The sequence below is a fragment of the Marinobacterium aestuariivivens genome (assembly GCF_042661465.1).
Classification (GTDB): Bacteria; Pseudomonadota; Gammaproteobacteria; order Pseudomonadales; family Balneatricaceae; genus Marinobacterium_A; species Marinobacterium_A aestuariivivens.
Genome location: NZ_JBHSWE010000001.1, coordinates 4036730 through 4063012 on the forward strand (window position 1 = coordinate 4036730; position 26283 = coordinate 4063012).

Here is a 26283-nt window from a genome sequence, read left to right on the forward strand (position 1 = left end):
CCTTACAACAAAAACAACCCGAGGTAGTGCCATGGACTACACAGACCCCTATCGCCAGTCGCTGGACGATCCGCAGGGCTACTGGGCCCGGCAGGCCGAGCAGATCGCCTGGTTCAAGAAGCCCGAAACCATTCTCGAAAAGACGCCCCAGGGCAGCGACAGCTGGTACCCCGACGGCGAACTCAACAGCTGCTATCTGGCGCTCGACCGGCAGGTCGAGCAGGGACGCGGCGATCAGGTGGCGCTTTACTACGACTCGCCGGTCAGCGACACCCGGGAGGCGATCACCTACGCCGAGCTGCAGCAAAGGGTCGCCCGCTTTGCCGGCGCGCTGAAACGGCTCGGTGTCGGGAAGGGCGATACCGTCGTTATCTACATGCCGATGATTCCGGAAGCGGCGATCGGCATGCTGGCCTGTGCCCGCCTGGGCGCGGTGCATTCGGTGGTGTTCGGTGGCTTCGCGCCTGCGGAACTGGCGATCCGTATCGACGACGCCAGGCCGAAACTGATTCTCACCGCCTCCTGCGGCATCGAGTTCGACAAGACGATCGCCTACAAGCCGCTGGTGGACAAGGCGATCGAGCAGGCCCGGCACAAGCCGCAGCAGACCCTGGTCTGCCAGCGGCCGATGCTGAAGGCCGAGCTGCAGGACGCGCGCGATCTGGACTGGTACCAGGCCCAGGAGGGCGTGGAGCCGGCGGCGTGCGTGCCGGTACTGGGCAAGGATCCGCTCTATATTCTGTATACCTCCGGTACCACCGGCCAGCCCAAGGGCATCGTGCGCGACAACGGCGGCCATGCGGTGGCGCTGCACTACGCGCTGCGCAATGTCTACGGCATGGAGGCCGGCGGCGTCTGGTGGGGCGCCTCCGATATCGGCTGGGTCGTCGGTCACTCCTTTATCGTCTATGGGCCGCTGATGGGCGGCTGCAGCGCGGTCTTTTTCGAGGGCAAGCCGGTGCGCACGCCCGATGCCGGCACCTACTGGCGGGTCATCGCCGAATACGGCGTCAATTCGATGTTTTGTGCGCCCACCGCCTTCCGTGCCATCCGCAAGGAGGACCCGCAGGGTGAGCTGGCAAAGGGTTACGACCTTTCGAGCCTGAAATGGGTGTTCGTCGCCGGCGAAAAGCTCGATTCCTCGACCTACGACTGGCTCTCGGGTTTGCTCGGGGTACCGGTGATGGACCACTGGTGGCAGACCGAAACCGGCTGGCCGATGACCTCGGCGATGATGGGCTGGGACAAACCGTCGGAACCGCGCCTCGGCTCCACCAACAAACCGATTCCCGGCTACGATATCCAGGTGCTGGACGGCGACGGCCAGGTGCTGGAGGCGGGCGAGCAGGGCAATATATGCGTCAGGCTGCCGATGCCGCCGGGCGTGGCCTGGAGCATCTGGAACCAGCCGCAGCGCTTCCAGGACGCCTATCTCTCAACCTTCCCCGGCTACTACCACACCGGCGACGGTGGCTACAGGGACGAAGAGGGTTACGTCTACATTACCGGGCGTACCGACGACGTGATCAACGTCTCGGGGCACCGGCTGTCGACCGGCGAGATGGAGGAGGTGGTCTCGGCCCATCCGGCGGTGGCCGAATGTGCGGTGATCGGCGTCAGCGATGCCCTCAGGGGGCAGGTGCCGGTCGGGCTGATCGTGCTCAAGGCCGGCGAGGATATCGACGACGAGACCCTCGAAGCCGAGCTGGTGCAGCGGGTGCGCGAACAGGTCGGGGCCCTGGCCTGCTTCCGTCGTGCGCTGGTGGTGCCGCGCCTGCCGAAGACCCGCTCCGGCAAGATACTGCGTGCCATCCTGCGCAGGATCGCCGCCGGCGACGACTACAGGACGCCTTCGACCATCGACGACGAAAGCATCCTGCCGGAAATCACCGGGCGCATGCGGGAAGCGGGACTGGTATAAACAACAGTCTCCAGTCGACTGACTCGAGTCGACAGGGCCGGCAGTCTGCTTTCGGGAGGCTGCCGGCTTTGCTGTTTTTGCCGGCAGCCGTTTGCCCGCACCTTGTCCCCGGTCATTCCCGGCTGGCCAGGGCGCATTCCAGCATCAATACTTCCGGTAAGACGAGCTGACCGGGAGGTGTGCCGTGGACAAGATCGCGATCGTGGGGGCCGGCATGGTGGGCGAGGCGACAGCGCAGATTATCGCCCGTCAGGAGTTGTGCCGGGAGCTGATGCTGATCGACGTGCTCGGGGATCTGGCCCAGGGCAAGGCGCTGGATATCTGGCAGGCGGCTGTCGAAAGCGGTTCCGATACCTGGGTCTACGGTGGCGGCAGGGCAGCGCTGCTGGAGGACTCGGAGCTGGTCGTGGTGAGTGCCGGCGTGCCGCGCAAGCCGGGGCAGTCGCGGCAGGATGTGCTGGTCACCAATCTGCCGATTATCGACGGCATCATGCGGGATATCGGCGAGCATGCGCCCGATGCCGTGGTGCTGGTGGTGTCCAACCCGGTCGATGTGCTGACCTACAGGGCCTGGCAGCTCAGCGAGCGCAGCCGCAGCCGCGTGTTCGGGCAGGCCGGGGTGCTGGATACGGCGCGCATGAAGTGCTTCATCGCCGAGGAGACCGGCTTTTCCGCCCGCGATATCAGCGCCCTGGTGATGGGCGGTCACGGCGACAGCATGGTGCCGCTGATGCGTTACTGCACGGTCGGCTCGGTGCCACTGTCGCATTTCCTGACGCCCGACCAGATTCGCCGCATCGTCGAGCGTACGCGCAAGGGCGGTGGCGAGATACTGGGGCTGAAGACCCATAGCAGCGCCTATGACGCGCCCGGCGTGGCCATCGCCCAGATGGTCGATGCGATCGCCAACGGCCGCAACCGCATCCTGCCGGCGGTGGCGATTCTCGAAGGGGAGTACGGCCGCAGCGATATTGCGATGGGGGTTCCCTGCATGCTCGGCGACGAGGGTCTCGAGCGGGTCATCGAGCTGGAGCTCAACGAGGAGGAGCGGACGATGTTCGATGCCTCGGCGGACCAGGTGGCGCGGGATATCGAGGAGATGAAGGCGATCGTCGCGAAACTTTGATCGGGCTCGGGCGCCTGGCTGAATGTAGGGTGCTGGACGTACGCCGTGCCGAATCTAGAAGGGCGCCCCTAAGGGCGCCCTCTGTCAACTCGCAGCTGTCGACCCGCTTTATGCCGGATAATTGCGCTTCTGCGGACCGGTGTAGAGCTGGCGCGGGCGGCCGATACGGTTCGGGCTGCTGTGGAATTCGTTCCAGTGCGAGATCCAGCCGATGGTGCGCGACAGCGCGAAGATCACGGTGAACATGCTGGTCGGAATGCCGATCGCCTTGAGGATGATGCCGGAGTAGAAGTCCACGTTCGGGTACAGCTTGCGCTCGACGAAGTAGGGATCTTCGATGGCGATCTGTTCCAGTCGCTTGGCGATTTTCAGCAGCGGATCGTCTTCGATGCCGAGCTCCGCCAGCACCTGGTCGCAGGTGGCCTTCATGACCTTGGCACGCGGGTCGAAGTTGCGATAGACGCGATGACCGAAGCCCATCAGGCGGAAGGGATCTTCCGGGTCCTTGGCGCGATCGATGAACTCGGGGATATTGGCCTCGTCGCCGATCTCCTCGAGCATGCTCAGTACCGCCTCGTTGGCACCGCCGTGGGACGGTCCCCAGAGGGCCGCGATACCGGACGAGATGCAGGCGAAGGGGTTGGCGCCGGAGGAGCCTGCCGGCGGACCGTGGAGGTGGAAGCGTTCTGCTCGTGGTCGGCATGCAGCAGGAAGATGCGGTCCATGGCCTTGGCCAGCACGGCGCTCGGCTTGTACTCCTCGCAAGGGGTGCCGAACATCATGTGCAGGAAGTTCTCGGCGTAGCTCAGGTCGTTGCGCGGATACATGAACGGCTGGCCGATGGAGTACTTGTACGACATCGCGGCCGGGTCGGCATCTTGGCGATCAGGCGGAAGGCGCAGACCTCGCGATGGTGGGCGTCGTTGATGTCCAGAGAGTCGTGATAGAAGGCGGAGAGTGCGCCGACGCAGGCGACCATGATCGCCATCGGGTGTGCGTCACGGCGGAAACCGTTGAAGAAATGGCTCATCTGCTCGTGCACCATAGTGTGGCGCTTGACGGTGCTGATGAACTCTTCTTTCTGTTGTGCGTTCGGCAGTTCGCCATTCAGCAGCAGGTAGCAGGTCTCGAGGTAGTCGGACTTCTCGGCCAGCTGCTCGATCGGGTAGCCCCCGTGCAGCAAGATGCCGTTCTCGCCGTCGATGTAGGTGATTTTTGACTCGCAGGCAGCTGTGGAGACGAAGCCGGGATCGTAGGTGAACAGGCCTTTGCCGGTCAGCGGGCGGACGTCGATGACATCCGGACCTTCGGTGCCGGAATACACCGGCAATTCGATAGCTTCATCAAGACCGTCGACTGTCAACCGTGCTTTCTTGTCAGCCATTAGCGGCTCCTATCATTGTCGTAGGGTTTGCAGCAGCAGGCTCGTGGCGTGCTACAACTAAAAGTCTTGGCCCGAATTAGGACCCACCCAATATAGAGATTGAAACGGGATTGTCAATTGTACGGCCGGGCGTAATCTTCGCAGTGCAACATAAATGGGATTTCTAACAGTCATCTCGTCAGCGCGGTATACGCCATTAGTTGTAGCTGTGCTCCGGATGCCCGGTTTTGGCGTATTCTGAAAGGCGAGCGCCACCGGTGGTTCGTTGTAATATCGGGGGCAAGTGCTTATACTCTCGCACCGAAGTCGCGGCGCCCGCTGAGGATTTTCGGCGGTTTTCGCGGCTTCGCTGACAGGGGTATTTACTCTCTGAGCACTTCCTAGCAACCCTGTCCTGCAATAGGACAGCAAAGTGTGAACAAGAGCCGTGAACAAAAAAAGACCTGTAAATCTAGATCTGCGAACTATAAAACAGCCCCTTCCGGCGATTTCGTCCATTTTGCATCGCATAACAGGTATAGCGTTGTTCTTCGGCGCTATCTTTATGCTCTATGCATTGGGCCTGTCTCTGGAATCCGAGGCTGGATTTAACGAAGCGGTTGCCATGTTCGAAGGCAGCTTCTTTGCAAAACTGATCGCGTGGGGATTGGTGTCTGCGCTGGGCTACCACTTCGTGGCCGGCATCAAACATCTGGTGATGGATGCAGGTTACTGCGAGGAACTGGAGAGCGGCCGCATGGCGGCCAAAGTGACTCTGGTAATCGGCGGCGTGCTGATCCTTCTGGCAGGAGTATGGGTATGGTAACCAGTATCACGAGCTTTGGCCGCAGCGGCCTCTACGACTGGATGATTCAGCGTGTAAGCGCCGTCGTTCTGGTGGCTTATACCGTCTTCATGGTCTTTTACCTCGCATTCGGCGACGAGCTGACTTACGAGCAGTGGAAGGGACTGTTCGAGGGCACCTCGATGCGGATCTTCTCGCTGCTGGCGCTGCTGTCCCTGGCGGCGCACGCCTGGATCGGCCTCTGGTCGGTTTCGACGGATTACATCAAGCCGACCGGTGCGCGTTTCCTGTTCCAGTCCGCCTGTGGTCTGCTGACCTTTATATACGTCGTCTGGGGCATTCAGATTCTGTGGGGTATCTAACCTATGTCTAAACTGCGTACGCTAACTTTCGACGCTATCGTGGTCGGCGGTGGTGGTGCCGGCATGCGTGCCGCGCTGCAGCTGGCCCAGTCCGGTCTGAACACCGCCTGCGTCACCAAGGTCTTCCCGACCCGCTCTCATACCGTATCGGCCCAGGGCGGCATCACCTGTGCCATCGCCAGCGCCGACCCGAACGATGACTGGCGCTGGCACATGTACGACACCGTCAAGGGCTCCGATTACATCGGCGACCAGGACGCGATCGAGTACATGTGCTCCGTTGGCCCCCAGGCCGTTTTCGAGCTGGACCATATGGGTCTGCCGTTCTCCCGTACCGAAACCGGCCGCATCTACCAGCGCCCGTTTGGCGGTCAGTCGAAGAATTTCGGCGAGGGCGGTCAGGCGGCCCGCACCTGTGCGGCGGCTGACCGTACCGGTCACGCGCTGCTGCATACCCTCTATCAGGGCAACCTGAAAGCCGGCACCACCTTCCTCAACGAGTGGTATGCCGTCGATCTGGTGAAAAACGCCCAGGGTGCAATCGTCGGCTGTATCGCCATCTGCATCGAAACCGGCGAGACCGTTTACATCAAGGCCAAGGCCACCGTACTGGCCACCGGCGGTGCGGGCCGTATCTATGCCTCCACCACCAATGCCCTGATCAATACCGGCGACGGCATGGGCATGTCCCTGCGTGCCGGCGTTCCGGCCCAGGACATGGAAATGTGGCAGTTCCACCCGACCGGCATCGCCGGCGCCGGCGTTCTCGTGACCGAGGGCTGCCGTGGCGAGGGTGGCTACCTGATCAACAAGGACGGCGAGCGTTTCATGGAGCGCTATGCGCCGAACGCCAAGGACCTGGCCGGTCGCGACGTTGTCGCCCGTTCCATGATCCTGGAGATTCTCGACGGTCGCGGCGCAGGCCCCGACGGCGATCATGTCTTCCTCAAGCTCGATCATCTGGGCGAGGAAGTGCTGCACTCCCGTCTGCCGGGTATCTGCGAACTGGCAAAAACCTTCGCGGCGGTCGATCCGGTAAAAGACCCGATCCCGGTCGTGCCGACCTGCCATTACATGATGGGCGGTATCGCCACCAATATCGGTGGTCAGGCGATCAGTCAGGATGCCCAGGGCAACGACTACATCGTCGACGGCCTGTTCGCCTGCGGCGAAGTGGCCTGCGTATCGGTACACGGTGCCAACCGTCTGGGCGGCAACTCGCTGCTCGACCTGGTGGTCTTCGGCCGTGCGGCCGGCCTGCAGATCGAGAAGCAGCTGCAGGAAGGTTACGAGTGTCTGGATGCCACCGAGTCCGATCTCGATGCGGCCATGGCGCGTCTCAACCGTCTCAACGACAGCACCAGTGGCGAGCGTGTCTCCGACGTGCGCAAGGAACTGCAGAACACCATGCAGCTGTACTTCGGCGTATTCCGCGACGGCGAAAGCATGCAGAAAGGTCTGGGGCTGCTCAAGGAGCTGCGCGGCAAGGTCGAAAACCTGCACCTGGAAGACAAGTCCAAGGCGTTCAATACGGCCCGTATCGAAGCGCTCGAGCTGGAAAACCTCATGGAAGTGGCCGAGGCGACTGCCATCGCGGCCGAGGTGCGCAAGGAGTCCCGCGGTGCTCACGCCCGCAACGACTTCACCGAGCGTGACGACGAAAACTGGCTGTGCCACTCCCTGTTCGTTCCGGGGGAGAAGCGCATCACCAAGCGTGCGGTCAACTTTGCGCCCAAGACCATGGATGCATTCCCGCCGAAAGTTCGTACTTACTAAGGGGCTGTTACGATGCTGGTAAGTGTATATCGCTACAATCCTGAGACCGATGATGCGCCCTACATGCAGGATATCCATATCGATATCCCCGGCGGCAAGGACATCATGGTGCTGGACCTGCTTCAGCTGCTGAAGGACAAGGACCCGTCGCTGGCCTACCGCCGCTCCTGCCGCGAAGGGGTCTGCGGCTCCGACGGCATGAACATGAACGGCACCAATGGCCTGGCCTGTATCACCCCGCTGTCGGCGGTGGTCGAGAAGGACAAGCTGGTACTGCGGCCGCTGCCGGGTCTGCCGGTGATCCGCGACCTGGTGGTCGACATGGGGCAGTTCTACAAGCAGTACGAGAAGATCAAGCCGTACCTGATCAACGACACCCCGGCGCCGGCCATCGAGCGACTGCAGTCGCCCGAAGAACGCGCCGAGCTCGACGGTCTGTACGAGTGCATCCTCTGCGCCTGCTGCTCGACGGCCTGCCCGTCGTTCTGGTGGAACCCCGACAAGTTCGTCGGACCGTCCGGTCTGCTGCAGGCCTACCGCTTCCTGGCGGACAGTCGCGACACCGCGACCCGCGAGCGTCTGGCGGAGCTGGACGACCCGTTCAGCGTCTTCCGCTGCCACGGCATCATGAACTGCGTCAGTGTCTGTCCCAAGGGGCTCAACCCCACCAAGGCGATCGGCAAGATCCGCAACATGTTGCTCTCGCAGGCGACCTGATCGCGAAACGAAAAACGGCACCCTCGGTGCCGTTTTTTTAGATGAATTTTACTAACCCGTTAAACAAGATTTCTACAACTAACGTTTAGTGATTTTTGGCCCTTGCGGGTGAATGGGCTGTGTAAAGCCCGTAACAAAAGGCGTACAATACTGCCCGCGTTTATGCGCTTTAAACCGTGAGGCGCGTGGCGACACAAAACGGTAACAAAAAGGAGACACCCAGCGGGTGTTACGAAGGGAACTGGTGCAACCTTTCGTGCTGGTGGACTCCTTGAGCCAGGGTGATCATAGAATGCAAGAAGGCGTAATGGAGCTGTTATGGAAGAACGCCCACCTTTACGGGGGAACCTTTCATACGTCGAACAACTTTACGAAACCTACCTCATGGATCCGAATGCCGTTCCCGAGGAATGGCGCGAAGAGTTTGACCGCCTGCCAAAGGTCGGTGAACAGATTTCGCAGGATGTCCCCCATTCCACGATCCGTGAACATTTCCTCTACCTCTCCAAGAACCAGAACCGGACCCGTCCCGTTGAAGTGGCCAGCGTCTCCTCCGAACACGAGAAGAAGCAGGTCCGCGTGCTCCGCATGATCAACGCCTATCGGGTGCGTGGACATCAGGCCGCCGATATCGATCCGCTGAACCTGCTCAAGCGCGAGCCGGTACCTGACCTCGATCTGCGTTTTCACGAACTCTCGGAGGCGGACAACGATACGGTCTTTCAGCTCGGTTCGCTGTTCTTCGGCTCCGAAGAGGCGCCGCTGAAACAGATCATCGACGATCTGAAGCAGACCTACTGCACCACTGTCGGTGCCGAGTACATGCACATCGTCGATACCCAGGAAAAGCGCTGGATTCAGTCGCGCCTGGAGCCGGTGCGCTGCCACCCGGTGCTGGAAGCCGAGGAGCGCAAGCACATTCTCGAGCGGCTGACCGCGGCCGAGGGCCTGGAGAAGTACCTGGGTGCCCGTTATGCCGGCGCCAAGCGCTTCGGTCTCGAAGGTGCCGAGTCCCTGATTCCGCTGATGGACGAGCTGGTCCAGCGCGCCGGTCGCGACGGCACGAGGGAAGTCGTGATCGGCATGGCGCACCGCGGCCGCCTCAATATGCTGGTCAACATCTTCGGCAAGAACCCGGCGGAGCTGTTCGGCGAGTTCGAGGGCAAGAAGCTGATCGAGTCCTCCGGTGACGTCAAGTACCATCAGGGCTTCTCGTCGAACGTCATGACAGCGGGCGGCGAAGTGCACCGGCGATGGCGTTCAACCCGTCGCATCTGGAGATCGTGTCGCCGGTGGTCGAGGGCTCCGTGCGTGCCCGTCAGGACCGTCGCGAAGATCCCGTGGGCAGCACCGTCGTGCCGGTATCGATCCATGGCGATGCGGCCTTTGCCGGCCAGGGTGTGGTCATGGAGACATTCCAGATGTCCCAGACCCGTGCCTACAAGACCGGCGGCACCATCCATATCGTCATCAACAACCAGGTGGGCTTCACGACGTCCCGCAAGGAAGACGCGCGTTCCACCGAGTACTGCACCGACGTGGCGAAGATGGTCCAGGCGCCGATTCTGCACGTCAATGGCGACGATCCCGAAGCCGTGCGCTTCGTCACCCAGGTGGCCCTGGATTACCGTAACGAGTTCAAGAAAGACGTTGTGATCGACCTGGTGTGTTACCGTCGCCGTGGTCACAACGAAGCGGATGAGCCGTCCGGTACCCAGCCGCTGATGTACAGCCAGATCAAGAAGCAGAAGACGACCCGTGAGCTTTACGCCGAGCGTCTGATCGGCGAGTCGGTCCTCGACGAGGCCGAAAGCAAGGAGATGGAGAAGGAGTACCGTGCGGCGCTCGAAAGCGGCGAGCACGTCGCCAAGTCGCTGGTACTCGAGCCCAACACCGAGCTGTTCGTCGACTGGCGTCCGTATCTCGGTCACGAGTGGTCCTTCGACTGCGATACCAGTGTCGAACTGAAACTGCTGCAGGAGCTGGCCAACAAGGTCAACGAGGTGCCGGAAGGTTTCGCCGTCCAGCGCCAGGTGCAGAAGATCTACGAAGACCGCCGTCGCATGGCTGCCGGCGCGATGGCAGTCAACTGGGGCTTCGCCGAGACCATGGCCTACGCCACCCTGCTGGCGGAAGGTTATCCGGTGCGTCTGACCGGCCAGGATGTCGGTCGCGGAACCTTCTCCCACCGTCACGCGGTGCTGCACAACCAGAAGGACGCCAGCTGCTACGTGCCGCTGCAGAACCTGGCGGACGACCAGCCGCGCATGACCATTTTCGACTCCTACCTGTCGGAAGAGGCGGTGCTGGCGTTCGAGTACGGCTACGCCACCACCATCCCCAATGCACTGGTGATCTGGGAAGCCCAGTTCGGCGACTTCGCCAACGGCGCCCAGGTGGTCATCGACCAGTTCATCACCAGCGGCGAGCAGAAGTGGGGCCGTCTCTGCGGTCTGACCATGCTGCTGCCGCACGGCTTCGAAGGCCAGGGTCCGGAACACTCCTCCGCCCGTCTCGAACGCTTCCTGCAGCTCTGTGCCGAGCACAACATCCAGGTCTGCACGCCGACCACCCCGGCGCAGATCTTCCATCTGCTACGCCGCCAGGTCGCCCGCCCGCTGCGCAAGCCGCTGGTGGTGATGTCGCCGAAGAGTCTGCTGCGTCACAAGCAGGCGACCTCGACGCTCGAAGAGCTGGCCGAAGGCACTTTCCAGCCGGTCATCGGTGAAGTCGATCAGCTGGATCCGGCCAAGGTCAAGCGCCTGGTGCTCTGTGGCGGCAAGGTCTACTACGACCTCTACAACCGCCGGACGGAGCTGGGACTCGAGAACGTCGCCATCGTGCGCATCGAGCAGCTGTATCCGTTCCCGGAGGCGAAGCTCGCCGAGACGATCGCAGGTTACACCAACCTGGAGTCGGTGGTCTGGTGTCAGGAAGAGCCGATGAACCAGGGCGCCTGGTACTGCAGCCAGCACCACATGCGCAATGTAATGCACGGGCACAACCCCGCGCTGCATCTGCACGGTGTGGGTCGTCCGCATGCGGCGGCGCCGGCAGTGGGGCACATCTCGGTGCACCTGGAACAGCAAGAAGCACTGGTCAACGAAGCACTCAACGGTTAATGACGAGGTCGTATCGCGGGATACGACCTACGCGGAGCACTAAGGAAACAACATGTCCATCGAAATCAAAGCCCCGACTTTTCCGGAATCCGTCGCGGACGGTACTGTCACCACCTGGCACAAGCAGCCGGGCGAGGCCTGCGCCGCTGACGAGCTGATCGTGGATATCGAAACCGACAAGGTGGTGCTGGAAGTTGTCGCACCGGCCGACGGCGTCATCAAGGAGATCCTCAAGGGCGAGGGCGATACCGTCCTCAGCGACGAGGTGATCGCCCAGTTCGAAGCCGGTGCCGAAGGCACCTCCGCCGGGGCGCCGGCCGCTTCCGAGTCCGCCGCCGCCTCCGGCGAAGGCGACAAGGTTGGCCCGGCCGCGCGCAAGCTGATCGAGGAAAACAATCTCGACGCCAGCCAGATCCCGGGCACCGGCAAGGGCGGCGGCATCACCAAGGAAGACGTGCAGAACTTCCTCAAATCCGGTGGCAAGGCGGCCTCCGCGCAGGCCCCGGCACCGGCTCCTGCGGCCGCCAAGGCCGCGCCGGCGCCGGCCGCTGCGGTCAGTGTTCCGGCCGGCGAAAAGGTCGAAAAGCGTGTGCCGATGACCCGTCTGCGCGCGACCATCGCCAGGCGTCTGGTCGAAGCGCAGCAGAACGCGGCGATGCTGACCACCTACAACGAAGTCAACATGAAGCCGGTCATGGAGCTGCGCAAGCAGTACAAGGACCTGTTCGAGAAGGTCCACGGCGGCACCCGCCTGGGCTTCATGTCGTTCTTCGTCAAGGCCGCCACCGAAGCGCTGAAGCGTTTCCCGGCGGTCAATGCCTCGATCGACGGTAACGACATGGTCTACCACGGTTACCAGGATATCGGCGTCGCCGTGTCCACCGACCGCGGTCTGATGGTGCCGGTACTGCGCGATACCGACGGCATGAGCCTGGCCGATATCGAGTCCACCATTGCCGATTTCGGCAAGCGCGGCCGTGACGGCAAACTGGGCATGGACGACATGCAGGGCGGTACCTTCACCATCACCAACGGCGGTGTCTTCGGTTCGCTGATGTCCACCCCGATCCTGAACCCGCCGCAGACCGCGATCCTGGGCATGCACAAGATCCAGGAGCGCCCGATGGCGGTCAATGGCCAGGTCGAGATCCTGCCGATGATGTATCTCGCGCTGTCATACGACCATCGTATGATCGACGGGAAGGAGGCTGTACAATTCCTGGTCACCATCAAGGACCTGCTGGAAGATCCGGCCCGCATGCTTCTGGATGTCTGAGACAGCCCACAGCAAACCGACGAGTGCATTAAAGGATAGGAAGATCGATGTCTGACAAATTTGACGTGATAGTGATTGGTGCCGGCCCCGGCGGATACGTGGCGGCAATTCGGGCTGCGCAGCTGGGTCTGAAAACGGCCTGTGTCGAGAAGTGGATCGATGACAAGGGGACCCCGGTTCTGGGCGGCACCTGCCTCAACGTGGGCTGCATTCCGTCCAAGGCGCTGCTGGAATCCACCCACAAGTTCCATGACGTCAAGGCTCACGCCCAGGTTCACGGCATCAACGCCTCCGATGTCCAGATGGACGTCAAGCAGATGGTCGCCCGCAAGAACACCATCGTGAAGAACCTGACCGGCGGCATCGCCGGCCTGTTCAAGGCCAACGGCGTCACCCTGCTGCAGGGTGCCGGCAAACTGCTGGCCGGCAAGCAGGTCGAAGTCACCGCCGCCGACGGTTCCGTCAGCGTGCACGCGGCCGAGAACGTGATCCTGGCCTCCGGCTCCGTGCCGGTCGAGATCCCGCCGGCGCCGCTGACCGAGGGCCTGATCCTCGACAACGCCGGTGCCCTGAACATCGACGAGACGCCGAAGCGCCTGGGCGTGATCGGTGCCGGTGTCATCGGCCTGGAAATGGGCTCGGTCTGGGCCCGTCTGGGTTCCGAAGTGACCGTGCTCGAGGCGATGGACAGCTTCCTCGCGATGGCCGATCAGGACGTATCCAAGGAAGGCGCCAAGCTGCTGAAGAAGCAGGGGCTGGATATCCGCCTGGGCGCCCGCGTCACCGGTACCGAGGTACTGGACGGCAAGGAAGTGAAGGTCAAGTTCAGCGACGCCGAAGGCGAGAAGGAGATCGTTGTCGACAAGCTGATCGTGGCGGTCGGCCGCCGCCCGCTGACCAACGGCCTGCTGGCCGGCGACAGCGGCGTCGAGCTGGACGAGCGCGGCTTCATCAAGGTCAACGAGCAGTGCCGCACCGACATGCCGGGCGTCTTCGCCATCGGCGACTCGGTACGCGGTCCGATGCTGGCGCACAAGGCCTCGGAAGAGGGCATCATGGTCGCCGACATCATCGCCGGCCACAAGGCCCAGGTGAACTACGATGTGGTGCCGAACATCATCTACACCCATCCGGAACTGGCCTGGGTCGGCAAGACCGAACAGGAACTGAAGTCCGCCGGCGTCAAGTACAAGACCGGCAAGTTCCCGTTCGCGGCCTCGGGTCGTGCGATGGCATCCAATGACACCGACGGCTTCGTCAAGATCATTTCCGACGAAGAGACCGATCGCATTCTGGGCGTGCACATGGTCGGCGGCATCGCCTCCGAGCTGATCGCCCAGGGCGTTATCGCGATGGAGTTCTGCTCCAGCACCGAAGACCTGCAGATGACCATGTTCGCGCACCCGACCGTCAGCGAGGCGGTGCACGAAGCTGCCCTGGCCGTGGACAATCACGCGATCCATATCGCCAACCGTAAAAAAGGTAAGCCGGCGATCCCGGCTTTCGGATGACCGGGCAACGACCCGGTCATCCACATTAGACGCTTGTCGAATAACGGCGTCACGAGGCTTTCTGTATGCTCCCTGAGGGGATACAGAATCCAAACATTGAAGAGACAACGGACAAGAGCATGAACCTTCACGAGTACCAGGGCAAACAGCTGTTTGCCGCCTATGGTCTGCCGGTTTCCAAGGGATTCGCGGTAGATACTCCGGAAGAAGCTGCTGAAGCGGCGAAAAAATCGGCGGAAGCCAGTGGGTCGTCAAGGCCCAGGTGCATGCCGGTGGACGTGGCAAGGCTGGCGGCGTCAAGCTGATCAGCGCTCCGGAAGAAGCGAAGGCTTTCGCCGAGCAGTGGCTGGGCAAGAACCTGGTGACCTACCAGACAGACGAAAACGGTCAGCCGGTTTCCAAGATCCTGGTTGAAACCTGCACCGACATCGCCCAGGAACTGTACCTGGGTGCGGTCGTCGACCGCTCTTCCCGTCGTATCGTGTTCATGGCGTCCACCGAAGGTGGCGTCGAGATCGAAAAAGTCGCCGAAGAGACTCCGGAAAAGATTCTCAAGGCCACCATCGACCCGCTGACCGGCGCCCAGCCCTACCAGGGCCGCGAGCTGGCGTTCAAGCTGGGCCTGCAGGGCGACCAGATCAAGCAGTTCGTCAACATCTTCCTGGGTCTTGCGAAGATGTTCGAGGAAAAGGACCTGGCGCTGCTGGAAATCAACCCGCTGGTCATCACCGATGCCGGCAACCTGCACTGCCTGGATGCCAAGGTGGTACTGGACGGCAACGCCCTGTACCGTCACAAGGATCTGCAGGAAATGCACGACCCGTCCCAGGACGACGCCCGTGAAGCCCGTGCGGCCGAGTGGGACCTGAACTACGTTGCGCTGGACGGCAACATCGGCTGCATGGTCAACGGCGCAGGCCTGGCCATGGGTACCATGGACATCGTCAAGCTGCACGGTGGCCAGCCGGCCAACTTCCTCGACGTGGGCGGCGGTGCAACCAAGGAGCGCGTCACCGAAGCGTTCAAGATCATCCTCTCCGACGCCAACGTCAAGGCCGTCTTCGTCAACATCTTCGGCGGTATCGTACGCTGCGACCTGATCGCCGACGGCATCATCGGTGCGGTCAAGGAAGTGGGTGTGGAAGTACCGGTCGTTGTCCGCCTCGAAGGCAACAACGCCGAACTCGGCGCCCAGCGTCTGGCCGAATCCGGTCTGGATATCATTGCAGCTAAGAGCCTGACCGACGGCGCCCAGCAGGCGGTCAAGGCAGCGGAGGGTAAATAATGTCGATTCTGATCAACAAGGACACCAAGGTCATCTGCCAGGGTTTCACCGGTGGCCAGGGTACCTTCCACTCCGAACAGGCGATCGCCTACGGTACCAAGATGGTCGGCGGTGTAACGCCGGGCAAGGGCGGCACCGAGCACCTGGGTCTGCCGGTGTTCAACACCGTCAAGGAAGCCGTTGAGGCAACCGGCGCAGAAGCCTCCGTAATCTACGTACCGGCCCCGTTCTGCAAGGACTCCATCCTGGAAGCGGCCAACAGCGGCATCAAGCTGATCGTCTGCATCACCGAGCACATCCCGGTCATGGACATGCTGCAGTGCAAGGTCAAGTGCGACGAACTGGGCGTGCGCCTGATCGGCCCGAACTGCCCGGGCGTCATCACTCCGGGCGAGTGCAAGATCGGCATCATGCCGGGTCACATCCACCTGCCGGGCAAGGTCGGTATCGTCTCCCGTTCCGGTACCCTGACCTACGAAGCGGTCAAGCAGACCACTGACGCCGGTTTCGGTCAGTCCACCTGCGTCGGTATCGGCGGCGACCCGATCCCGGGCTCCAACTTCATCGACATCCTGGAGATGTTCGAGCAGGATCCGCAGACCGAAGCGATCGTCATGATCGGTGAAATCGGCGGCTCCGCCGAGGAAGAGGCCGCCGCCTACATCAAGGCCAACGTCACCAAGCCGGTCGTATCCTACATCGCAGGCGTCACCGCTCCGGCGGGCAAGCGCATGGGCCACGCCGGTGCGATCATCTCCGGCGGCAAGGGCACCGCGGCCGAGAAGTTCGCCGCACTGGAAGACGCCGGCGTCAAGACCGTCCGCTCCCTGGCCGACATCGGCAAGGCACTGGCCGAACTGACCGGCTGGGAAGCCAAGTAACATCGCCTGATCCATTCAGGTAACGACAAAGGCAGCTTCGGCTGCCTTTTTGTTTTTGGGCGACGCACTTTCCCGGGGAGCCCGGCCCCCGGGCGAATGGGGAATGCACCAAACCCGTAATCGACACCCCATCCCTGGCCTCGCTCCATTGCCGATCGAACGCACGAACCGGAGGGTGGGTTGAGCGATGCATCGCAGGGGCCTTACCGTTTGCCTTGTGGTCCGGGCATCGGGAAGCCCACCATATCGATCGCATTGCAGATCGATTGGTCGCGGCCGGCACGGCGTCAATCGACACATCGTTCCCGCCCCTGGTCCTGCACCATTGCCGATCGAACGCACGAACCGTAGGGTGGGCTGAGCGATGCATCGCAAGGGCTTTACCGTTTGCCTTGTGGTCCGGGCATCGGGAAGCCCACAATATCGATCGCATTGCAGATCGATTGGTCGCGGCCGGCACGGCGTCAATCGACACATCGTTCCCGCCCCTGGCCCTGCACCATTGCCAATCGAACGCACGAACCGTAGGGTGGGCTGAGCGATGCATCGCAAGGGCCTTACCGTTTGCCTTGTGGTCCGGGCATCGGGAAGCCCACCATATCGATCGCATTGCAGATCGATTGGTCTCGGCCGGCACGGCGTCAATCGACACATCGTTCCCGCCCCTGGTCCTGCACCATTGCCGATCGAACGCACGAACCGTAGGGTGGGCAGAGCGATGCATCGCAAGGGCCTTACCGTTTGCCTTGTAGTCCGGGCATCGGGAAGCCCACCATATCGATCGCATTGCAGATCGATTGGTCTCGGACGGCACGGCGTCAATCGACACATCGTTCCCGCCCCTGGCCCTGCACCATTGCCAATCGAACGCACGAACCGTAGGGTGGGCTGAGCGATGCATTGCAAGGGCCTTACCGTTTGCCCTGTGGTCCGGGCATCGGGAAGCCCACCATATCGATCGCATTGCAGATCGATTGGTCTCGGTCGGCACGGCGTCAATCGACACATCGTTCCCGCCCCTGGCCCTGCACCATTGCCGATCGAACGCACGAACCGTAGGGTGGGCTGAGCGATGCATCGCAAGGGCCTTACCGTTTGCCTTGTAGTCCGAGCATCGGGAAGCCCACCATATCGATCGCATTGCAGATCGATTGGTCTCGGCCGGCACGGCGTCAATCGACACATCGTTCCCGCCCCTGGCCCTGCACCATTGCCGATCGAACGCACGAACCGGAGGGTGGGTGAAGGCGCGATGGCACCGGGCCTTGACCGCATACCGCGGACCCAAACCGCGCCGTAACCCACCATATCGATCGCATTGCAGATCGATTGACCTCGGCCGGCAGAGCGCCAAACAAAGCTCCGGATAACCTTTCCGTTTTCCACGACGTTCGGCAACACCAAACCCGCAATCGACATCCCGTCCCTGGCCCTGCGCCATTGCCGATCGAACGCACGAACCGTAGGGTGGGCTGAGCGATGCATCGCAAGGGCCTTACCGTTTGCCTTGTGGTCCGGGCATCGGGAAGCCCACCATATCGATCGCATTACAGATCGATTGACCTCGGTCGGCAGAGCGCCAAACAAAACTCCGGATAACCTTTCCGTTTTCCACGACGTCCGACGACACCAAACCCGCAATCACCACCCCTTGCACCTTACCCTTCACGCCTCACGAAACGCATAACCGTCAACGGTCTGCGCCCCGTCACGAGCCCATCACCGTCAAAACGGTTTACCCCGCCTGAATTCGCCGCTACTCTGTCCAGACAGCGGCTAAAGCGCACAGGAGTGCATCCCCCGAAGGACCGGAACCGCGTTGTCGAAATCGAAGCTGTAATCGACGTTTACCACCGTATCGGTCCTGTCGGTGTAGGGCGTATCCCTTACAACGCCGGCTAATCCCGGGCGTATTCCCCGGCCGCGATCCGATAACGGCTTTCCGCACAACCGCACGGAAGGGCGGTAGCGTGCCCGAGCGACTCCCGCGATGCCGCGCATCTCTTGGGTGGGAGCCCGGTCTCCGGGCGAATCGCCTGCCGTCGAAGATCGGCCCATCGTAGGGTGCGCTGGTGACCACCATGGATGGTGGAAATGCTGTAAACGCAGGAGCGGTTTACAGTAAAGCGAAGCGCACCGCACCGCACCGCACCGAATAATCCGGGTGATGCGGACTTCGCGACCCATCCCGGGACAGTTACCGGAAAGTTGCCGGCCCCAAGGCGCGTGGAACCGAAAGCAAGGATGCCGCCGGAACAGGTATACTGTCTCCGAATTTCTCTTTACGCGGTCATCATGAGCAAGCCTAAAACATCCAACTACCTCGGTTGTTACAGTCCGCAGGTTCAGCAACAGGCTCAGGCGTTGCTGGAGAGCAATCAGGCGGGGGCCTGGTTGCTGAAAAAGTATCCGCAGGTGCATGAGTTGGCTGCGGAGAGGGCGTTGTATGAATACGCCCAGGCGATCAAGAACCGCTTTATGCGCAGTTCCGCGCCGATCAGCAAGGTGGTCTACGACGACAGGATCCACGTCATCAATAATGCCCTGGGCCTGCATACCTATGTCTCGCGGGTGCAGGGCAGCAGGCTGAAGTCGAAGAACGAGATTCGGGTCTCGTCCCTGTTTCGCAAGGTGCCGGAGCCATTGTTGCGGATGATTCTGGTCCATGAGCTGGCCCATCTGCGCGAGAAGGAGCACGACAAGGCGTTTTACAAGCTCTGCTGCTATATGGAGCCGGACTACCACCAACTGGAGTTCGATCTGCGCTTGTATCTCTGTCATCGCGACCGCTTCGGCGATCTGTGGTGACGATACCGGCATTCCGGTCCAACGATACCTGACTGCGTGGCAGGGTGAGTGCCCGAACGAAAATCGACCAAGTCGGCGCTGACACTTTCCTTCGGTTGACCCGATGTGCTCCGATAAGGGCTTTCGCGAACCGGTCAATGAGACTCAGGGCTCCTGCCCGGCAGCCGTCCGGCATCATCCATAAGCGTCAGGCCGCCAAGATCACCTATGCGTTGTTCGATATCCTCTTTCTGAGAGTCGCCGGGCGAACCTCCCGGTAATCGAAATCGATATCCTTGACCCGCAGTCGTACCAGCTCGATGCGACGCAACCCCGAACCATACAGCAGCGCGGCCATCAGGTAGTGAACGCCTTTCAATTCGGCGAGCAACGCCGCGACCTCGTTACGCGTCAAGACAACCGGCAGCTTACGCTGTCGCTGGGAGCGGTTGAAGCCCGCAAGATCGCCCACGGTTTGACCGAGGTATTTGGTCTTGAGGAAGACGACCGCGTTCAGCGCCAGGGTCTGGGTGCCCGCCGAGACGTTGCACTCGGTGGCGAGGAAGGTCAGAAAGCGCTTGATGTGTTCATCGCCGAGGGCCGACGAATGCTGCTTGCCACTAAACAGGATAAAGAGTTTGATCCAGTACAGGTAAGTTTCGATCGTCCGGCGACTGTAGCGCTGAACACGCATGAAATCCTCGACGGACTCGAGAAAGGGAGACCTAGCCATCTTCGACACCTCGTCCTTGAAATGTTCAGAAGAATCTATACTTATAGCTTTTGGTCGGTCTGCTGTCGAGGTGAAATACCTTTTAACCGCCTTACAGAATTATTAAAGAAGCGACTTTACGATGGAAATCAAAGTGTTACACATTTGTGCTGCTTCGTAACAAAAATTAAAAGGTATACCTTCTTATAATTATTATGAGGCCGAAGGCCTCATTAACAGGCTGTTATGAGTGCTGAACGAGGTTCGAAATAATGATTCATAGCTGTCCTTCTTGCTCGCTCGGTGAGGTATGGTTTGAAGAAGATGGCCCCGATGTCTACTTGAACCTGAATAGGGTAGCTACAGATGAAGATCTTGAACGCGATCATTATCTTGAGTATGAGGGGCAGATAATCGAGATCGTTAAAATTCAGGTGGCGTTCTGCCCTTATTGCGGTGAAAAGCTGACTAGCGGTAAGGAAGTCGTTGTACCACAGTTTCAACACCATAATTTTGGTGGCAGGAAGTGAGCACCCATAACCAGGCGCAGCACTTCGCAGCCTTCGGCTGCCGGACGCTCGCAAGCTCGCGCCGGTGTGCGCAGCGTTAGCAATACAAGGGAGTATTATGCCAGCAACGACCACCCATATGTGTTTTAATCAGCCTGAGAATATGGATGTTAGATTATGGAGGTATATGGACTTTACGAAGTTTGTATCGCTTATTTCATCAGGAAATATTTTCTTCAGCAGGTCTGATTTGTTCAAAGATCCATTTGAAGGCTCTTATTCAAAAGCTAATATCGCGTTAAGGCCGCATCTATATAAAGATATGCCTTCTGATCAGTTTGAAAAAATGACTATACAATTAACCACTTTTTCAAAGTGGGTAAGAGAGTGGACATATATTAGCTGTTGGCATGCTAATAATTATGAATCCGCAGCAATGTGGGATCTGTATGCAAAGACAAATGAATCAGTTGCCATTGAAACAACATATAAAAAGTTAGTAGGTGTATTACCTGAAAACGCATATGTCGGATTAGTAAATTACATTGATTACGAAACCGAGTGGTTACCGGAAGGAAACTTTTTTATCCATTTACACATAAGCGAAAGTCTTTTGAGCATGAAAAAGAAGTCCGAGCATTAATTCAGGAACTTCCTAATGGAAAAGATAAGACCATTGCCGTTGGGAAAAATAATGACAAATCTGGTGTTAATGTGCCCGTAGATTTGAATTCTTTAATCGAAACTATCCATGTTTCTCCAACTGCACCTAAATGGTTTCATGATGTGGTCACTAGTGTTACAGAAAAATACGGACTTTCTTCTAATGTTAGATTTTCTTCTTTATATGAGGATCCTGTATATTAATTGCTAACAAGCTGCAGCAGTCGCTCCCGTTAGTCGCTGGGACCGCCAAAACGCTGCGCTTTTTTGTCGGCCCCTGTGCGGAGCGTTGGGCGACATGTACTCTTAGAAGGAACGTACAGTGAGTAGGCAAAATATCTTTATCGCTGTTTTGGGCGTGGCAACAATAGGGCTGGTTATCACCGAAGTTTCTATGTCAGGTGGCACTGTAAGCCGCACAGAATCAGCGCTATTTAGTGTGCTTCAATTTGTTTTTTCGCTCTCATTTGCGTGGTATCTGTCCAAGGAGGCCTCGCAAGAGGATTTTGAGGAGCGACAGAGAAAATTTGCTATTTCAGCTTTTCGAAGGATCAAGGAGGTTGAAGTCCAAATCAATCACCTTTTAAAGCGCCTTGAGCAAGCTAAGCGCGGAGAGGAATCTGAGCAGCTTCATGGGCTCGATATTGCAAGTGTGATGGCCCAATCTATCCAGAAAACAGCGCAGTCATCTAAGCTCGACTGGGCAGATGTGATTGGGGATCAAATTGAATCATTGGAGCAGATTGAAGAGCTACAGGATATTGAGGTCGACGAGGAGCCAGAAGATACTGGTATGGATTCAGCTTCGACCCAACTAAGTGAAAAAATTGAAGAATTAAAGAATTCTCTATCGTCTGAGCTAAAGCTTTACGCAAGTGAACGCGGCCGCCCGAGGCCGCGTATGCAATTCGCCCAACGCCTTACCAAGGATGGTTATCTCACTTTGCGAGGTTTTGCCGATACCGATTGGGATGGGCTTCGAGATCCGAACAAGTTGAGTGTTGGAGAGGCAATTACAGTAAAACTTGGCGACCATCGTAATCGAGTCGCTACCCTCTGTGTGTACGACGATGATGGACACTATGTTGGTTCGTTCATCAACTCTTCCTCCGCTCCGTATGGTGAATTTTCCACGGCGGTTTGTCAGGCAATGGGATCATGCACTTTTGCTGGCGAAATCGTCGAAGTTGAGCAGAAGAAATCTGACTCTAAGCGCACATATTTTGCAGTTAAGTGCTTTCCTGTCTCTGAAGTTGCAAGCTCCGAGTGAGTCTGTTGGTGGAAATCTGCGGGTTGCCGCCCAACAAAGCGCTGCTACGGAAAATTTACTCGCTGTCGCTCCCAAATTTCCGCAGAGCGCGGCGTTATGCATAAAGGTACGAAATGAAGCAGGAACAACAGTTTTACAAAGATCGAACGGTTGGTTTACTGACAAGCTTTCAGCTATTGGAGCTGTCGCTGAAGCTATATATAGGAACTTCCTATGATTATATTAATATGCTAGTTGGAGAGCATATCCACTTCGATTTCTCTATCAGCGACGTGGAAAATTATCCACTTGAGCGACTGCTTAATGTATTTGGTAAGCTCAATGGAAATGAAGACCTGAAAAAGCGTCTCAATAAACTTAGAACTGAACGAAACTACATCGCTCACGAAGCACTTATAGTTACAGTCGGCAGCAATCCGAACATGGAAACTTTGCAAAAAAAAGCAGAAGATTTCTTTTATCTAGAGGATGAGCTCTCTGAATGCCTAAAACTAGTAACAGAAGAGTTTCGAAAGTTAAAAGTTAAGGGTGAGCTAAGTAGGCTATGCTAAATGCATAACAAAACCAGGCAGCGCGACCCATTGTTCGTTGCGCCTTCGGCTTCACTACAAATGGTCGCCTGCTGGCGGCGTTATGTATCTGGAAAAGGGAGGAAGGTATGACGGAATATCAAGTCAGAGCAACCGGGATTGCCTGGTACAGGCGAGAAGACTATGCGCGTCTAAAAAAGATGTTTAAAGACGGCAGGAAGCTGCCCGATACATTTGATAAATGGTTGAAAGATGCTCAGGGAATTTATGACAAGCTTCAGTCAGAAGGTGCTATTGTCGAAAAAGCATATATTGACCCGGAGACGTTCCCAGAGTGGTGCAAGAAAAATGGGCACCAATTGGATGCTGCGGCACGAATGGAATATGCCAATCGGTATGTAGCTGAGAAGTATCAAACCCATTGATACATAACAATAAATTAAAGTCGCCCGCAAGCGGGCTGGGACCTCAAAAGCTTCGCTTTTTCGGCCCCTTAATTGAGCGTTAGGCATGGGAAAGGACACATAAGTGACAAATTCAATTGCCATATTCACCGAACGGTTAGAGAAGGACTGGTTGTTATCGTTTTGTGGCGCCCCGCGTCGCAACTACTCGCCAGATGGTTTTAAGACATCTTCTATAGAAAAGCTTGATGAATTTGATGCGCAATGGTTCATGCGAGCCGTAGATAGTAGTTTGGTGACTGAATCAGATGGATTCTTTATGGCTCCAAGAAGTGCCGCAAAAGAACAAATATTCTGGCAAGGAGCGAAGAATGTCGTGCCTCGCCCGGTCACCCTTTGGATTGAGCCAGTGATTACGATTGGCGCTTTGGCGAGATTGAATAAAGAATACGGATGGCCAGTTGAGAATCTTGGCGCACAATCAAAAACATGGGAATTCGATTTAGTCTGCTATGAAGGAGCGTCGGATAAAGAGGTCATAGCTTGTGAAGTCAAAAAGGACAGAAAAGAAATAGTAAAATTATTGCATTTTATGAATATTTTCTGCGCCCTTCACCCACTTGAGTCCGAGCCTAAAAACCCGGCAGAACGCAATGCGTATCGGAAGGTGCAGGGAATTCGTAAATCTTGGCCGAAGCTTTTTTGGGCGTTGGGGCCTGGCGGTAATGGGGAAATTTTTCTCGTGCGTCGTCAGAACGGTTCAGAAATATTTCACTTAGATTCCGCCTCCGAGGCATCGCTGAAATACGAAAATGCCTAACACCTATGAGCCGTCCCCACGTCAATAGGTATTAAAATATTCTAGGCTTTTCGCCCATAGTTGCTCTTTAACAATTTGAACTGCCTGCTTCGCATTTCTGGTCCGTTGACCGCCGGTGTATGCGGCAACAAACACCTATTGAGGGTCTCTTATGCACCGGTGGTGCCGCCACGATCGGGCATCCTGCCACGCCTGTGGGCCACTTGAAATAGCTCGGTAACCCCGGTCCTCCCATTCAAGAGGGTTGGATCATCTAGGATGTACCCGTTAGACAGCGGGTTTGACCGGGGCGCACGCATACAAATCGTTAATATTGGAAGCGGTCCGGCAGCCCATCTAATCAAGGCGCCCGGGTTATCCGGCGGCAGCAACCAGGAGGGTATCGAGGTCAAGCCTCAATGGCATCGCCATCCATCAGCGGGCCTCCAGCATCATTGCGAACACCGTTCGATCCCCGTTAGACGTGGAGCTTGGGCTACCGGTCCGCTTAACTCAAAAACTGTGCTTCATCGAACATTCGGCCTCTTTTCAGCATGAAGTAGACGGTCCGGCCCAGTTTGTGCGCCAAGGCCGATAATGCTTTGGCTTTGCTCATCCGCTTCTGCAGTTGCTTCAGGTACTGCTGCCCCTTGGGGTTTTTCCGCAGGTAGAGCACGGTGGCTTCGGAAAAGGCCCATTTCAGGTGGGCGTTGCCGATCTTGGCACCGGAGGTGCCGTAGGTTTTGCCGGCCGACTCCGCCTTGCACTTCACCAGGCGGGCATAGGACGCAAACTGCTGAACCCGGTTGAAGCGGTTAATATCGCCGATCTCGTACAGGATTGAGAGGGCCAGAATCTGACCGATCCCTGGAACGGAACGCAGGATGACGTACTGCTGATAGTCGTGCTGCCTGGCGTGCTTGTCGATAAAGCACTCCACCGAACTCAGTTCGCGGTCGTAGAAGTCGATCAGGTGGAGGTCCATATCGACACTGCGCTGCACGCTGGGATCCTCGAAACGGTCCTGCATCAAAGTGCGGTTTTGAACGTAACGCAGGTTCAGATCGATCGGTTCGAGGTTGTATTGGCTGTTGGTGTTCTTGATATGGGTCAGCAACTCGGCCCGCTTGCGCATCAGGTGCATCCGGCGACGCAGCAGGTCGCGGGTCGCGCGCATGGGTTCCGGGTAGTTATACGCCAGAGGAAACATGCCGCTTTTGAGAAGTTTGGCAATTTTCAGCAAATCGATCTTGTCGTTCTTGGCCTTTCCACCATGGATCGCCCGCATGTAGAGGGCATGTCCCAGCACGAACGGCAGGTTGAACTGTTGGCAGAGATTGGACACCCAGTACCAGCAATGCATACATTCCACCCCGATGACGATGTCTTCGTGGAGGTAGGGCCCCAGCAGATCGATCAGGTCCATGCTGGTAGCCGGTATATTCTGATGCACCAGTATCTGCCCCTCAGCATCGAGGATGCAGACATAGAGGACTCGCGCATGCAGATCGATGCCACAGTAGTAGCGGTGATTTTTGGTATAGAATCTCATTAGCCTTCTCCGGTTCGGTTTCGTCACCTCCAGCATAGGCCGCGGTCTATGCTGGGCGGAGAAGGCTCAATCAGTATCAAAGCTCTGTTGTCGGACAAATTTTACGCTTCGCTTCAAATTTGCCGCAAAGCGCGGCGTTATGGCACTAAAAGAAGAACAATAATAGAGGGATAGTCATGAATGACGAAACTGATATACGTGTTATTGCTAATAATGCAGTGAAAGAAGAAATTGAAAGAATTCTGTCTAGCGCAGAAACAAACAGAAAGATTAATGAATTAATAGAAGAGAAAGTATCAAACTCCTCGGACAAGGCTGTAAACGGACTTATCGAAAGTGAGAAATTTCAGAGTAAAGTAGAGAAAACATACAAATCAGAGATTAGATCTCTGATTAGCAAGTCAGAATCTCACGCCAATAAAATGGCTGGTTTCGCAGTCGCAATATTTGTGATTATTTTCGCAGCAGCACTATCATGGCAATTAGCTGAAGCAAGAGAAAAGCTGTCCGAAGTTGTAATGCAGCATGCAACTGCTGTCGACATAGTGTCTAGACTAAACAACACTGTCGAAAAATTAGAAAAAGACATACAGAATAAAATATCAGATATAGACTCACTAATGGATAACAGCACCAATAGGGTAGATACGTATCAAATCGAGGTAAGCGGAAAAATGGCAGCAATTCAAAAAGAATTGTCAGAACTCAGAGACTCATTGAAATCGTTGAGGAAAGAGCAAGAAGCCATAACAGATCAATCAACCAGGACGCAGTAAACTGCGCCTGTTATTGAAGCGTTAGCCGAATACGCAACACGAAATAAGGAATGGTATGAGGCGTGAAAACAACAGGAAAAAGATTGATACTCTATACATTCTTGGTGCTGGAGCCAGCTATTCTCTTTCCTATGTT

At 57.8% G+C, this 26283-nt stretch carries 19 protein-coding genes and 3 pseudogenes; 19 read left to right on the forward strand and 3 right to left on the reverse strand.

The window, feature by feature from the left end; all coding sequences use genetic code 11:
* Positions 1-31: 31 nt before the first annotated feature.
* Positions 32-1921, forward strand: coding sequence for a propionyl-CoA synthetase (locus ACFQDL_RS21075; protein WP_379910725.1), 1890 nt, complete (start codon positions 32-34; stop codon positions 1919-1921).
* A gap of 184 nt (positions 1922-2105) precedes the next feature.
* Complete coding sequence (locus ACFQDL_RS21080; RefSeq protein WP_379910726.1) at positions 2106-3047, forward strand: malate dehydrogenase; 942 nt, start codon at positions 2106-2108, stop codon at positions 3045-3047.
* A 108-nt stretch (positions 3048-3155) separates the two neighbouring features.
* On the opposite strand, the pseudogene gltA reads toward ACFQDL_RS21080, so the two are convergent.
* A pseudogene (gene gltA / locus ACFQDL_RS21085) lies at positions 3156-4431 on the reverse strand (citrate synthase).
* Positions 4432-4858: 427 nt separating this feature from the next.
* Here gltA and sdhC point away from each other — a divergent pair.
* The 10 genes and pseudogenes from sdhC to ACFQDL_RS21135 all read left to right on the forward strand — a co-directional run bounded on the left by sdhC (position 4859) and on the right by ACFQDL_RS21135 (position 18953).
* Entirely contained in the window at positions 4859-5236 is a 378-nt protein-coding gene (gene sdhC / locus ACFQDL_RS21090) for a succinate dehydrogenase, cytochrome b556 subunit (RefSeq protein WP_379910728.1), read from the forward strand.
* Positions 5230-5577, forward strand: a complete 348-nt coding sequence (gene sdhD / locus ACFQDL_RS21095; RefSeq protein ID WP_379910729.1) for a succinate dehydrogenase, hydrophobic membrane anchor protein — start codon at positions 5230-5232, stop codon at positions 5575-5577. The genes sdhC and sdhD overlap by 7 nt, the downstream gene beginning before the upstream one ends.
* 3 nt (positions 5578-5580) lie before the next feature.
* Positions 5581-7353, forward strand: a complete 1773-nt coding sequence (sdhA, locus tag ACFQDL_RS21100; RefSeq protein ID WP_379910730.1) for a succinate dehydrogenase flavoprotein subunit — start codon at positions 5581-5583, stop codon at positions 7351-7353.
* 12 nt (positions 7354-7365) lie between these two features.
* Positions 7366-8070, forward strand: a complete 705-nt coding sequence (locus ACFQDL_RS21105) for a succinate dehydrogenase iron-sulfur subunit (RefSeq protein ID WP_379910731.1) — start codon at positions 7366-7368, stop codon at positions 8068-8070.
* Between the two features lie 292 nt (positions 8071-8362).
* Positions 8363-11192 (forward strand): annotated as a pseudogene (locus tag ACFQDL_RS21110) (2-oxoglutarate dehydrogenase E1 component).
* A 52-nt stretch (positions 11193-11244) separates the two neighbouring features.
* Positions 11245-12468 carry a 2-oxoglutarate dehydrogenase complex dihydrolipoyllysine-residue succinyltransferase gene (gene odhB, locus ACFQDL_RS21115; RefSeq protein ID WP_379910732.1) on the forward strand — a complete coding sequence of 408 codons (1224 nt, stop codon included), beginning with the start codon at positions 11245-11247 and terminating at the stop codon, positions 12466-12468.
* A gap of 47 nt (positions 12469-12515) precedes the next feature.
* Positions 12516-13979, forward strand: a complete 1464-nt coding sequence (lpdA, locus tag ACFQDL_RS21120; RefSeq protein WP_379910733.1) for a dihydrolipoyl dehydrogenase — start codon at positions 12516-12518, stop codon at positions 13977-13979.
* A gap of 119 nt (positions 13980-14098) precedes the next feature.
* A pseudogene (sucC, locus tag ACFQDL_RS21125) lies at positions 14099-15264 on the forward strand (ADP-forming succinate--CoA ligase subunit beta).
* Positions 15264-16145: a succinate--CoA ligase subunit alpha gene (sucD, locus tag ACFQDL_RS21130; protein ID WP_379910734.1), complete on the forward strand. Its 882-nt coding sequence runs from the start codon at positions 15264-15266 to the stop codon at positions 16143-16145. Before sucC ends, sucD begins: the two are co-directional and overlap by 1 nt.
* A gap of 2295 nt (positions 16146-18440) precedes the next feature.
* Complete coding sequence (locus ACFQDL_RS21135; protein WP_379910735.1) at positions 18441-18953, forward strand: YgjP-like metallopeptidase domain-containing protein; 513 nt, start codon at positions 18441-18443, stop codon at positions 18951-18953.
* Between the two features lie 205 nt (positions 18954-19158).
* Here ACFQDL_RS21135 and ACFQDL_RS21140 read toward each other — a convergent pair whose 3' ends face one another.
* Positions 19159-19665, reverse strand: a complete 507-nt coding sequence (locus tag ACFQDL_RS21140) for a phage integrase N-terminal SAM-like domain-containing protein (protein WP_379910736.1) — start codon at positions 19663-19665, stop codon at positions 19159-19161.
* A 251-nt stretch (positions 19666-19916) separates the two neighbouring features.
* Here ACFQDL_RS21140 and ACFQDL_RS21145 point away from each other — a divergent pair, with 251 nt between their 5' ends.
* From ACFQDL_RS21145 to ACFQDL_RS21170, 6 genes are all read left to right on the forward strand, one after another.
* Complete coding sequence (locus ACFQDL_RS21145; RefSeq protein WP_379910737.1) at positions 19917-20174, forward strand: YgiT-type zinc finger protein; 258 nt, start codon at positions 19917-19919, stop codon at positions 20172-20174.
* Between the two features lie 97 nt (positions 20175-20271).
* Positions 20272-20796: a hypothetical protein gene (locus tag ACFQDL_RS21150; protein ID WP_379910738.1), complete on the forward strand. Its 525-nt coding sequence runs from the start codon at positions 20272-20274 to the stop codon at positions 20794-20796.
* A gap of 342 nt (positions 20797-21138) precedes the next feature.
* Positions 21139-22086, forward strand: a complete 948-nt coding sequence (locus ACFQDL_RS21155; protein ID WP_379910739.1) for a hypothetical protein — start codon at positions 21139-21141, stop codon at positions 22084-22086.
* A 113-nt stretch (positions 22087-22199) separates the two neighbouring features.
* On the forward strand, positions 22200-22637 hold the full coding sequence (locus tag ACFQDL_RS21160) for a hypothetical protein (RefSeq protein ID WP_379910740.1): 438 nt from the start codon (positions 22200-22202) through the stop codon (positions 22635-22637).
* A 107-nt stretch (positions 22638-22744) separates the two neighbouring features.
* Complete coding sequence (locus ACFQDL_RS21165; protein ID WP_188860170.1) at positions 22745-23041, forward strand: hypothetical protein; 297 nt, start codon at positions 22745-22747, stop codon at positions 23039-23041.
* A 103-nt stretch (positions 23042-23144) separates the two neighbouring features.
* A complete protein-coding gene (locus ACFQDL_RS21170; protein ID WP_379910741.1) occupies positions 23145-23840 on the forward strand; it encodes a hypothetical protein in 696 nt (231 codons plus the stop codon).
* Between the two features lie 487 nt (positions 23841-24327).
* Here ACFQDL_RS21170 and ACFQDL_RS21175 read toward each other — a convergent pair whose 3' ends face one another.
* Positions 24328-25371: an IS110 family RNA-guided transposase gene (locus ACFQDL_RS21175; RefSeq protein WP_379910742.1), complete on the reverse strand. Its 1044-nt coding sequence runs from the start codon at positions 25369-25371 to the stop codon at positions 24328-24330.
* Between the two features lie 176 nt (positions 25372-25547).
* Here ACFQDL_RS21175 and ACFQDL_RS21180 point away from each other — a divergent pair, with 176 nt between their 5' ends.
* Complete coding sequence (locus tag ACFQDL_RS21180) at positions 25548-26147, forward strand: hypothetical protein (protein WP_379910743.1); 600 nt, start codon at positions 25548-25550, stop codon at positions 26145-26147.
* Positions 26148-26283: the final 136 nt, after the last annotated feature.